This window comes from Pseudomonas sp. 05T35, assembly GCF_056396605.1.
Genome location: NZ_JBFTLU010000204.1, coordinates 1 through 11,061, shown reverse-complemented (window position 1 = coordinate 11,061; position 11,061 = coordinate 1). Strand labels below are relative to the sequence as shown.

The window sequence follows — 11,061 nt, the reverse complement described above, 5'->3', positions numbered from 1 at the left end:
ATTCCTGACCTGGGTATAGAACCAGGAGTAAATGAACGCGGATCCCTCTTTCAAAACTTTTTTCTTATGGAAGGCAACAGCCATGTTTTCCTCCACAGATACACTAGGGGGCGAAGTTGGAACTATCACGGGGCACTCCTTTGCGCGCTCGATTAATTTAAGCGCTAAACCTTAGCATCAAAGCGAAGATTAAATACTACCGTATGGACAAATAGGTGTGTTTATACAAGAGCTTAGGTGGCGATAGTCCTGCTGGCCAGTTGTGTTCGGGGCCGCAGACTTAAACCCGAAATGCCTGCACTGCCGTATGCAATTGCCCACCCAGCACCAGCAGATTCTCGCCCTGGCTACGGCCTTCGCCAATACGCACCAGGTTATCCCCACCCAACTGATGAATCCGCTCGCTGTGATCGCGGATTTCACTGACGGCGCCACTTTGTTGCGCCGTGACATCGGCGATACGCACGGCGGTGTCGGCAATGGTCTGGATCGCCCCGACAATTTTATCCAGCGCACCGTCAGCCGCTTGTGCCTGGCTGGCGGTGGCTTCTGCGTGCTCGACCTGGGCACGCATGCCTTCTACCGATTGTCTTGCGGCCTGTTGCAGGCCGGCAATTAACGTCTGGATTTCTGCGGTAGCGCCGGCGGTGCGTTGCGCCAGCGAGCGAACCTCCTCGGCGACCACCGCAAAACCGCGGCCCATTTCCCCGGCGCGGGCAGCTTCAATCGCCGCGTTCAGGGCGAGGAGGTTGGTCTGATCGGCAATCGAGCGAATCACCGTCAGTACGCCACCGATGGTGGCCGACTCTTCGGCCAGATGCTCGATCATTTGTGCGTTGCCCTGGACTTCGCCGACCAGCGCGTGCAATCCGGTCAGGCTCAAGCCAATGACCTTTTGCCCGTGCTCGACCGCCAGACCGGCGTGACGGCTGGCGTCGGCAGCCTGGCTGGCATCGCCGGCGACTTGCTGAATGGTCGCTTCCAGCTCACCAAGCGAGTCGCGGATCAGCGCGGTATCGCCGGCCTGATGTTCGGCGCCACTGTGCATGTCGCTGCTCAGTTCGGCCAATACCCGGCTGCTGCCGGCCACCTGTTCGGCGTTCAGGCGGATTGTCCCGACCAGATCCACGAGATAAGCGCGCAGGCGATTCAGCGATTCTTGAATGTCCCGTAGCTCACGGTTGGTCGCACCGAGCTGGATGTCCCGACTGAAGTCGCCCTCGGCCCAGGTCGACAGCGCTGGCGCCAGGTTGGTCAGCACGCGGGCGAGGCGACGTTGCAAGGTGTCGATGAGCAGTGCGATCAGCAGGATCAGGCCGATCATCACGCCCTGCATGAGCCGCACTTCACCCTGGATTTGCCCATGTTGCGCGCGAACGGTCGGTTCCAGCCCGGCGATGGCCTGCTGCACGGCGGTAATTTTCAGGTGGGTGGCGGCGCTGAGGTCGGCGCGTTTCTGAATCTGTTCGCGGGTCCGACCGAGTTCGGCGGGGTAGCGGCTTAGCAGGCTGGCGAGTTCGCGTTTGAAACCGGTGCCGGCATCTTCGGCGACGGTTTTTTCAGTGTTTTCCAGCCCCATCATCGCCGAGAAATCGTCGGTATTCGATTCTTTGCTGGCGGTCACGMCAAGCAGCGGCAGTGCTTCGATCAGCTCGGCCTGAGTGCGGATGCTGTCGACTTCACGCTCGACATCGACCGCCAGTTCGCTGCGGCCACTGCTGACCAGTTTGTCCCGGGCCAGCGAGAGTTTGCCGACGTGCTGCGAGGCAACGAGCAGCGGTGGAAGATAGGCGGCAGCGGCGGGCGTATTGGCGCTGGTGGCGTATTGGCTGAGTTGTTCCAGACTAGCGCCCAGTTCGCGCTCGGCCTGGAGCAGCAAGGCTTGCGGATCACCCGCCAGTTTGCCAGCGGCCAGCAGGTCGGTCTTGCTGAAGTCATCGAGGCTGGCGAGGCTCGGACGCACGCTGTCGGCCAGCTCGGACGGCAGTTCGTCGAGGTCTTTTTGCAGGGTCTCGATGGCCTGGCTGGCGCTGCTCAGGCGCAGGGCGTCGCCGCTGGCCAGATAATCTTCGACGTTACGCGCCACTTGATTTTGAAAGTGCTGCGACAGACCCAGATAGCGCTCCATCAACAGATAAGGACGCTCCAGGGCTTTTTGCGACCACCAGAGGGTGGCGCCGAGTGCGAGACACACCGCGACTAAAAGCAGGGTATTGAGATTGGTCAGCAACTTCAGGCGCATCGCGGTTCTACCAACGACAGAATGGTAAGTGCCTGAAGTTATTGCGTTTGTGTTACAGGGTTATGACCGAATCGGTGGATTCAGATGAAAAAGTGGCACTTTGATTCGACGGCCGTGCCGCTTGAACGCGATTGCGTCCGGCGTGCTTGGCGCGGTACAGCGCCTCATCCGCCTGGCTGGCCATCATCAGGCTGTCGGAATCTTCATGCAGGTCCACCACGCCGGCGCTGAAGGTGCACCAGAGGTCCTGCGGCTGGGCCGGGTAGTGGATCTCGGCAAAGCGCTGGCGGATTTCATCGAGCACTTTATAGGCCGATTCGATATCGGTGTCCGGCATCACAATGGCGAACTCTTCACCGCCATACCGGCCGATGAAGTCGGTCTTGCGCAGGCGTTGCTTGAGAAACAGTGCCAGGCTCTTGATCACCCGGTCGCCCATGGGGTGGCCGTGGCTGTCGTTGACCCGCTTGAAATGGTCAATATCGAGCATCGCAAAGCTTAATGGCTTGTTCTCGCGACGGGCGCGGAAGCTGCAGTCTTCGAGCAATTGCAGAATATGGGTGTGGTTATAGAGACCGGTCAGGCTGTCACGGACCATTCGCGCCTTGAGGTTGCGCGCCCGGGCTGCACGGTTTCGTACGGTGGTGATCAGGTGCCGCGGCTTGATCGGCTTGGTCAGGAAGTCGTCGCCACCTTCGCTCATGGCGTCGAGCTGCTTGTCCAGGTCGTCTTCGGCCGACAAGTAAATGATCGGCACGCTCACATAGCGGTCATTGTGCCGGATCACCTTGGCCAGTTCGGTGCCAGTGCAGGCCGGCATGTACATGTCGAGGATGATCAGGTCCGGCTGGAAATCCGCCAGTTCGGCCATCGCCTGAATCGGCTCGATCAAGGTGCGGGTGACGATCCCGGCACTGTTGAGCAGGCGCTCGGTGTGCAGGGCCTGGGCACGGGAGTCGTCGATGATCAGCACTTTATAAGGCTCGTACTGGGCGACGCAGGTCAGCACTTCGATCTTTTCCAGCAGGCTCGACGCTTCGAGGGTGCCGGTCAGAAACTCCTGGCCGCCGGCGCGTACGGCTGCGAGGCGGGTCGGGGTGTCGGTTTCCAGCAAGCTGAAAAACAGCAGCGGCAGTTTCTGCTCCAGGCCTTCCTGAGCTTCGGCTGCCAATTGCAGGCCCATGCCGGGGCCGCTGAAGTCGACGTCCATGACTATCGCTGCCGGCAACCGCTCGACCATCGAGGAGCGAAACGCCGCCACGCTGTCCAGCGATTGCGCGCTGAGACCGAAAAATTCGAGTTGCTTGGCCAGTCGCTCGGCGCGGTCGTGATCTTGCAGCATCACGTAGATCGGCTTGCGCAGTGGCGGTAGAAAGGTTTGTTCGAGCTGGTCGCCATGCCGCAGGCCGGTRCGCGACAGGCGCTGCATCAGGCGATTGAGGTCGGTGATCAGCCCGCTGCTCAGGCGTCCGCGGTTGGCGTCGACGGCCGCAAGCGACTGGCTGATGCTGTGCGCCAGGTGGGTGTGCTCGGGTTGTTCGAAGCGTTCGGCGAAACGCAGCAGCCGCAGGTTCGCTTCACTCAGCTCTGCCAGGTCCGTGCCAGACCATTCACAGCGTTGCAGGCGCTGCCATATCTCAAGAATCTGACGTGCTTGATGAATTACCCGCTGGGCAAAGTGGTGCTTGAGGCGCTCACGGCTGGGGTCTTCTGGCTCGGTCATATCCTGACTACTAGTTAGGGTGCATGCTGAGATCGACTGGTGGCTCTATGCTAGCACCTCTTTCCGATGCCATGAGTGTCGTACATCAATAAACTGTAAAGCGACGTTATTCAGTTCCTGACCGACTGGTCGCATAGGATCAACGCTGTGCTTCATTTATAGTGGCTGCTCGACTCGCGTCCACTGTGCGATCCACGGTCTGCCGGGCAGATTTAATCTGCTCGCAGCAAAGCACGATGGAGTAGGGTTGTGGTCGAACCGACGAACTCAAGTGATTGAAAGGATATCGCCATGCTGGACTGGAAGAACCGCACAGGCAGCGCGCCTGAACGTGCCGCCGAACCCAAGTCGGCAACCCGCAGCTATTTAGGTGGCCTGCTGTTCAGCCGCGCATTGGCCACCTTGATCGGCCTGTATTTGCTGGTGGTCCTCGCCCTGGGTTGGTACTGGAGCCATGAACCTGCGCTGTTTCCGGTTCAGCAGAACGCGCAGCTGGCCGCCGAGAAGGAAGGCAAACAGATGGTCATCGGCTACACCACGGTCGAAACCCTCAAGACCGTCGCCGGTACCTTGCTGCACAAGCCGGGTGGCTATATTTCCAACGACCGTTTTCCACCAGGCTTGTGGCTGGACGACATGCCGAATTGGGAATATGGCGTGCTGGTGCAAGTCCGCGATCTGACCCGCGCCTTGCGTAAAGACTTTGCCCGTTCGCAATCGCAATCGGCTGAAGACGCTGATCTGGCCAAGGCCGAGCCGCGTTTCAACTTCGACAACAAGAGCTGGATGCTGCCGTCCAGCGAGTCGGAATACCAGGAAGGCATCAACTCCCTGAGCCGTTACCAGGCTCGCCTGTCCGATCCAACGCAAAAAAACGCCCAGTTCTATGCGCGTGCCGACAACCTGAACAACTGGTTGGGGGATGTCGCGACCCGCTTGGGTTCGCTGTCGCAACGGCTGTCGGCCAGTGTTGGCCGAGTCAAGCTGAACACCGCGCTGAAAACCGAAACCCTGGCGCCGGGTCAGGTGCCGCAGGTGGATGAAGAGCGGGTGGAAACCCCTTGGCTGCAGATCGACGACGTCTTCTATGAAGCGCGCGGTCAGGCCTGGGCACTGTCGCATTTGCTGCGCGCCATCGAAGTCGACTTCGCCGATGTACTGGCGAAGAAGAACGCGACGGTCAGCGTACGTCAGATCATTCGTGAACTGGAGGCCTCCCAGGAAACAGTCTGGAGCCCGATGATCCTCAACGGCAGCGGTTTCGGGGTTTTGGCCAACCACTCGCTGGTCATGGCCAACTACATCTCGCGGGCCAACGCGGCAGTTATCGATTTGCGTCAATTRCTCAATCAGGGCTGAGTCATGGTTGATAATGTCAATGAGGCTGCGCACCGCGCAGCCTCGGACGCCGAACAGATCGCCTGGGTCGACGAGCAGGACAACCTGCTCGGTTCGCTGGTGCGTTCGGACTTGCGCGAGCGCGGTCTGATCGGACGTGGCACCTACATCATGCTGTTCAACTCGGTCGGCGAACTGTGTGTGCATCAGCGCACGTTCAGTAAAGCCATTTACCCGGGATTCTGGGATGTGGCGGCGGGCGGCATGGTGCTGGCGACCGAAAGCTATGCCGAATCGGCGGCCCGTGAGCTGGAAGAAGAGCTGGGCGTCAGTGGGGTCGAGCTGACCGCCCATGATCATTTTTTCTTTGAAGACACTGGTAACCGCTTGTGGTGTTCGGCGTTTTCGGCGGTCTGGGACGGGCCATTGATCCTGCAGCCGGAAGAAGTGCTTCAGGCCCGCTTTATTCCCATCGAACAGGTGATGCTGGAAATCACGCAGAAGCCTTACTGCCCGGACTCTCTGGCGGCGTTGAAGCGCTATCTGCGCGCGCGCGGGGGTGACGCTCTGAAGGACGTCGCAAAAGATCTATAAAATGGCGCCGATTGGCTCTTAGCAAGTGCGCTTTTTGCCGTTACACTGCGCGACCTTTTCAAGCTGAACCGGTATTCCTTTTGTAGGAGCATCCGGTCAGTAGCGCTGCCCCTGCCTGAGTGGGGCTTCGCGGTCGATAGCACGTGCCAACGTTGCTGCGACCAGTCTTTGTCCTCCCAAGAGGATTGCCGGTGGCCAAAAAAGCCGCATCCTTCGCCGCCCTTGGTGGCCTGGTATTTTCCACCGACGCAGGTCGACATTGCCCGGACTGTAGCCAGCCGGTGGCAGCCTGCATCTGCAAACAAACCGTTATCCCGGCCGGCGACGGCATCGCGCGCGTGCGCCGCGAAAGCAAGGGCCGGGGTGGCAAGACGGTGACGACCATCAGCGGCGTACCGCTGGCTGAAGATGCGCTCAAGGAGCTCGCCACGACGTTGAAGAAACGTTGCGGTACAGGTGGCGCGTTGAAGGACGGGATCATCGAGATCCAGGGCGATCATGTCGAGCTACTCTTGGCAGAGCTGATCAAACACGGTTTCAAAGCGAAGAAATCCGGCGGCTAGCAGCCTCTGTGAAAACCACCCCGACTTGATGCAGTCCTGATCCGATTCAGGTTGAACGTCGTCTCCATGGTTTTCACAGAGCCTGTTCTGACCGGTTTCTAAACTCAGCGCTGTAAGTGTGGTCTATCCCGCTTGCAGGCTAATCGTCATTTTTTCACTTTAGACTGCGCCAGCCCTCAACCCGGGTGGCGCTCTTTGACTTCTTTATAGGGGACTTCGATGTCCGTACGACGCACACGCAAAGACGATGGCAGCCAATGGACAGTTGCGGACAGCCGCAGTGTTTACGGGATTCGCCATTGGGGGGCCGGGTATTTCGCGATCAGTGACGCCGGTCGCGTAGAAGTTCGTCCGAACGGTCCGAGCAGCTCGCCTATCGATCTGTTCGAGCAAGTCGCACAGCTGCGTAAAAGCGGCCTGTCCTTGCCACTGCTGGTGCGCTTCCCGGACATCCTGCAAGACCGCGTCCGTCAGTTGACCGGCGCCTTCGACGCGAACATCGAGCGTCTGGAATACCAGAGCAAGTACACCGCGCTGTACCCGATCAAGGTCAACCAGCAGGAAGCGGTGATCGAGAACATCATCGCCACCCAGAACGTGTCCATCGGCCTGGAAGCCGGTTCCAAGCCGGAACTGCTGGCCGTGCTGGCCCTGGCGCCAAAGGGCGGCACCATCGTCTGCAACGGTTACAAGGACCGTGAGTTCATCCGTCTGGCACTGATGGGCCAGAAGCTGGGCCACAACGTGTTCATCGTGATCGAGAAAGAATCCGAAGTCGGCCTGGTGATCGAAGAGGCTGCCTCGCTGAAGGTCAAGCCTCAAGTCGGCCTGCGGGTTCGCCTGTCGTCCCTGGCATCGAGCAAATGGGCTGACACTGGCGGCGAAAAATCCAAGTTCGGGCTGTCTGCTGCCCAGTTGCTGTCGGTAGTCGAGCGCTTCCGTGCGGCCGGTCTGGATCAGGGCATCCGTTTGCTGCACTTCCACATGGGCTCGCAGATCGCCAACCTGGCGGACTACCAGCACGGCTTCAAGGAAGCGATCCGTTACTACGGCGAACTGCGCAACCTTGGCCTACCGGTGGATCACATCGACGTGGGGGGTGGCCTGGGCGTCGACTACGACGGTACCCATTCGCGCAACGCCAGCTCGATCAACTACGACATGGACGATTACGCCGGTGTCGTGGTCGGCATTCTCCGAGAGTGGTCGTTCGCTGACCGCTCACCACGCCATGCTGGTGGTGCAGGTCACCGACGTCGAGAAACACAACGACGACGTGCCGATGATCGAGAACAAGGAAGAGCTGCCGGAAACCGTGCAATGGCTGGTCGACCTGCTCGGTCCGACCGATATCGAGATGGTCACCGAAACCTACTGGCGCGCGACGCACTACATGAGCGACGTGGCCAGCCAGTACGCCGATGGCAAGCTGACCCTGGCCGAGAAAGCCCTGGCCGAGCAATGCTACTTCGCCGTCTGCCGTCGCCTGCATAACTCGTTGAAAGCCCGTCAGCGCTCGCACCGTCAGGTGCTCGACGAACTCAACGACAAGCTGGCCGACAAGTACATCTGCAACTTCTCGGTATTCCAAAGCCTGCCGGACACCTGGGCCATCGGCCAGGTCCTGCCGATCCTGCCGCTGCACCGTCTTGATGAAGAGCCGATGCGCCGCGCCGTGCTGCAAGACCTGACCTGTGACTCTGATGGCAAGATCAAGCAGTACGTCGACGAGCAGAGCATCGAAACCAGCCTGCCGGTGCACGGGCTCAATGATGGCGAAGACTACTTGCTGGGGATTTTCCTGGTGGGTGCTTACCAGGAAATTCTCGGTGACATGCACAACCTGTTCGGTGACACCGACTCGGTAAACATCTACCAGAATGCCGACGRCAGCGTTTACCACGCCGGTATCGAAACCCACGACACCATCGAGGACATGCTGCGTTACGTGCACTTGTCACCGGAAGAGCTGATGACGCACTACCGCGACAAAGTGGCCAGCGCTCGAATCAGTGCTACCGAGCGTACCCAGTACCTCGATGCCTTGCGCCTGGGTCTGACTCGTTCGTCTTACCTGTCTTCTTGAGGTAGGGAACCGCTGTGACCAGGTTGTCGGAAAATACTCCGCGTAGTGCGGAGTTTTCGGAGGACCTGGTACGGCATTTCTTTATTTTTGTAGCGATTTGCCGTGCCCACGCACTTTCAACGCTGTGTGGTCTTCATTTCGCGTAGGCCATTTCCTAAGTTGTACTTCGGCACTCTACTCGGCCATGTCTCTCAGCGAGAATCCCCGGCCGTCCCTCCTGTAGAGAAACGCCGATGTTCGATCCCGTCAACGAGCCGTCATTTCGTCTGGAGATAGCGGGTCAGCCCCAACCCTTTGTCGTTGTCGCCTTTAGCGGCTGCGAGTCCATCAGCCAGCCCTTTGTCTTTCAGCTGGATCTGCAGTTCGATGAGCTGAGACTGGATATCGCGAGCCTGATGTTTCGCTCGGCGTACCTGGGGTTTGGGGGCGCGGGCACCGGTATCCACGGACAGATTCATGACCTTGCCCCGCTTCATGACGACGCGGTGCCGGCGCTCTGGCGTCTGTGCCTTGGGCCGAAGCTGGCCTGCCTGGCGCAACGCTGCAATCAGCGAATTTTCACCGGTCTGTCAGTCCCGCAGATTCTGCTTCGGGTACTGAAGGAGCACGGCATAGACGAAAGAAACTGTCGATTCGAACTCAGGAACGATTACCCCGTGCGGGAGTTTTGCACTCAGTACCGTGAGTCGGATTTGGCGTTTCTTCAGCGTCTGTGTGAGCAAGAGCGAATTCACTACCACTTTCAGCACCGCAAGCACGGTCATTGCCTGATCTTTGCCGACACTTGGCGCAGTTTGTCTCCAGGTGCCGGCACAACCTTTGATACCCAAGGCACTGCACCCGCCGTCAGGCGTTTCAAGGTTCATGCTCATGCCGATGTGGCACGTCACGATGGATTGCCGAAACCTGTTGCAGCAGGCGAAACGGACCTGCCGAACCTGCGTAGCGGCATGCTGATGCTGTTGTCGGGCCATCCGTTTGCCGACTGGAATCACCTTTGGTTGCTGACCCGGGTCGAGCATTCGGGCAGTCAGGCGCAGTTGCCGTACTACCGCAACCGCATTGATGCGATTCCCTGGGAGGCGCCGTTCGTACCGTTTCCTCCAAGCGAGAAACCTCGGATGAACAGCGTGCAACGTGGCTGGGTGGTCAATGTCGCCGAACCTCGCAGCGACGCGGCCCGACGCATCGCCGTGCAGTTCGATTGGCTTTATCAGGGCGAGGGCGCACGGCCCAGCCATTGCTGGCTGCCGGTCTCGCCCCAACTGTCTGCAGAGTCGGTTGCCGGTTTAACGGCGGGGGTCGATGTCTGTGTGAGCTTTATCGAGGGCGACCCGGACCAGCCATTGATCACCGGCATATTTCGGGGGCCGCCGTTGAATGTCGACAGCGTGTTGCCTGCCGAAACCTCCCCRCTCTCAGTGGTCGGGGAGGCGCTCCCGGCACTGGAAGTTTTATCGCCCGAGGATCGCCAAGACTTATTGGCGTTGGTTCAGAGCAGTCAGCCCTTGGTGTTGCTGTGTTTGATACCCGGCGGGGGAAGTTTCATGCATTGCCGGCAAGTGATCTGCGCCTGCCGCACAGTGGCAGGGCTTGGCCAAAGTGGTGCGGCATGATCGCTGCCCAGTCGGCTCAATGGCTTTTGCTGGATGTACCGGGCTCGCCGCAGGCAGGGTGGAGCCTGCAGCAGCGGTTTGCCGACTTACCGTGTTACGCGTTGTTCGAGAGCACCGACTTGCATGCGTTGCGCGACCAGGGGCCGCAGTTGATCGAACTGTCGGCGCAATCGCCGCTGATGCAATGTTGYCACGACGAGCCTGCGGACTGGCCGGGGTTGCTGCTGGTCAGCTCAGCATCCCCGGAGCAATTGCTCGGGCACCTTCGACGTATGCTCACGGTCACGTTCGGGCTTCATTACAAAGGCTTGCTCAGCTACTACAATCCATTTATCGCCAGTTACTTTTTTGATGCCAGTGATGCCCACGAGTTGAGCCGCTGGCTGGGGCCGATCGATAAGCTGTACTGGTACGGTGGAACCTGGGAGGACCGGGCGATCGGCAGTCTGGGGTGGTTGCATATGGTCAATCCGCGATTGGCCGTCAGCGAACTGGCCATTGAAGACAGCCTCAGCCTTCGCCAGCAGAACAAGTTGCAAGCCTGCCTGCTGGAGCGTCATGCATGGCACTGGAGTCGCTCGACGGGCCACGACTTTGGCACGATCTGGTCTTTTGTGCAGGAAGGACTCGAACAGGGCTTCAGCGAGCAGACGGTGCTCGATGGCTGGTTGCGATTACGTTTGCAATACCCGTCAGCCACACCCGAAGCACACCTGCCGGGGCGCACTCAGCAAGAGCGGCTCGACAGCCTGCGCAACCGCTGGCAAAGCTATCGTTCCTGAATTCACCGCACTCTGCAGGCCAAATCGCGATGAAGAACTGCACTCGTAGCAGCTGCCGAGCCCGCGAGGCTGCGTTAGAGGCGGGCCGCGTTCGGACGAAGTCCTCGTAAATCCTGG

The 11,061-nt window shown here is 59.6% G+C and carries 7 protein-coding genes and 1 pseudogene; 6 read left to right on the top strand and 2 right to left on the bottom strand.

Annotated elements, in window-relative coordinates:
* Positions 1-280: 280 nt before the first annotated feature.
* Together AC1DH9_RS16610 and gcbA are read right to left on the bottom strand one after the other, a co-directional pair.
* A complete protein-coding gene (locus tag AC1DH9_RS16610) occupies positions 281-1,048 on the bottom strand; it encodes a methyl-accepting chemotaxis protein (protein ID WP_427538296.1) in 768 nt (255 codons plus the stop codon).
* A gap of 1,246 nt (positions 1,049-2,294) precedes the next feature.
* Positions 2,295-3,965 (bottom strand): diguanylate cyclase GcbA, encoded by a 1,671-nt coding sequence (gene gcbA / locus AC1DH9_RS16605; protein ID WP_427538108.1) that lies wholly within the window; start codon positions 3,963-3,965, stop codon positions 2,295-2,297.
* A 291-nt stretch (positions 3,966-4,256) separates the two neighbouring features.
* Between gcbA and AC1DH9_RS16600 the strand changes: the two genes are divergently transcribed.
* From AC1DH9_RS16600 to AC1DH9_RS16575, 6 genes and pseudogenes are all read left to right on the top strand, one after another.
* The gene (locus AC1DH9_RS16600) at positions 4,257-5,324 is read left to right on the top strand and encodes a DUF2333 family protein (protein WP_427538105.1); all 1,068 of its coding nucleotides are present in this window, start codon (positions 4,257-4,259) and stop codon (positions 5,322-5,324) included.
* A 3-nt stretch (positions 5,325-5,327) separates the two neighbouring features.
* Positions 5,328-5,897, top strand: coding sequence for an NUDIX hydrolase (locus tag AC1DH9_RS16595; protein ID WP_427538102.1), 570 nt, complete (start codon positions 5,328-5,330; stop codon positions 5,895-5,897).
* Between the two features lie 191 nt (positions 5,898-6,088).
* Entirely contained in the window at positions 6,089-6,460 is a 372-nt protein-coding gene (locus AC1DH9_RS16590) for a translation initiation factor Sui1 (protein WP_054595446.1), read from the top strand.
* A gap of 219 nt (positions 6,461-6,679) precedes the next feature.
* Positions 6,680-8,546 (top strand): annotated as a pseudogene (gene speA / locus AC1DH9_RS16585) (arginine decarboxylase).
* Between the two features lie 233 nt (positions 8,547-8,779).
* Positions 8,780-10,162 carry a type VI secretion system Vgr family protein gene (locus AC1DH9_RS16580; protein ID WP_477806070.1) on the top strand — a complete coding sequence of 461 codons (1,383 nt, stop codon included), beginning with the start codon at positions 8,780-8,782 and terminating at the stop codon, positions 10,160-10,162.
* Positions 10,159-10,944 (top strand): DUF4123 domain-containing protein, encoded by a 786-nt coding sequence (locus AC1DH9_RS16575; RefSeq protein ID WP_427538093.1) that lies wholly within the window; start codon positions 10,159-10,161, stop codon positions 10,942-10,944. Before AC1DH9_RS16580 ends, AC1DH9_RS16575 begins: the two co-directional genes overlap by 4 nt.
* The last annotated feature ends 117 nt before the right edge of the window (positions 10,945-11,061 follow it).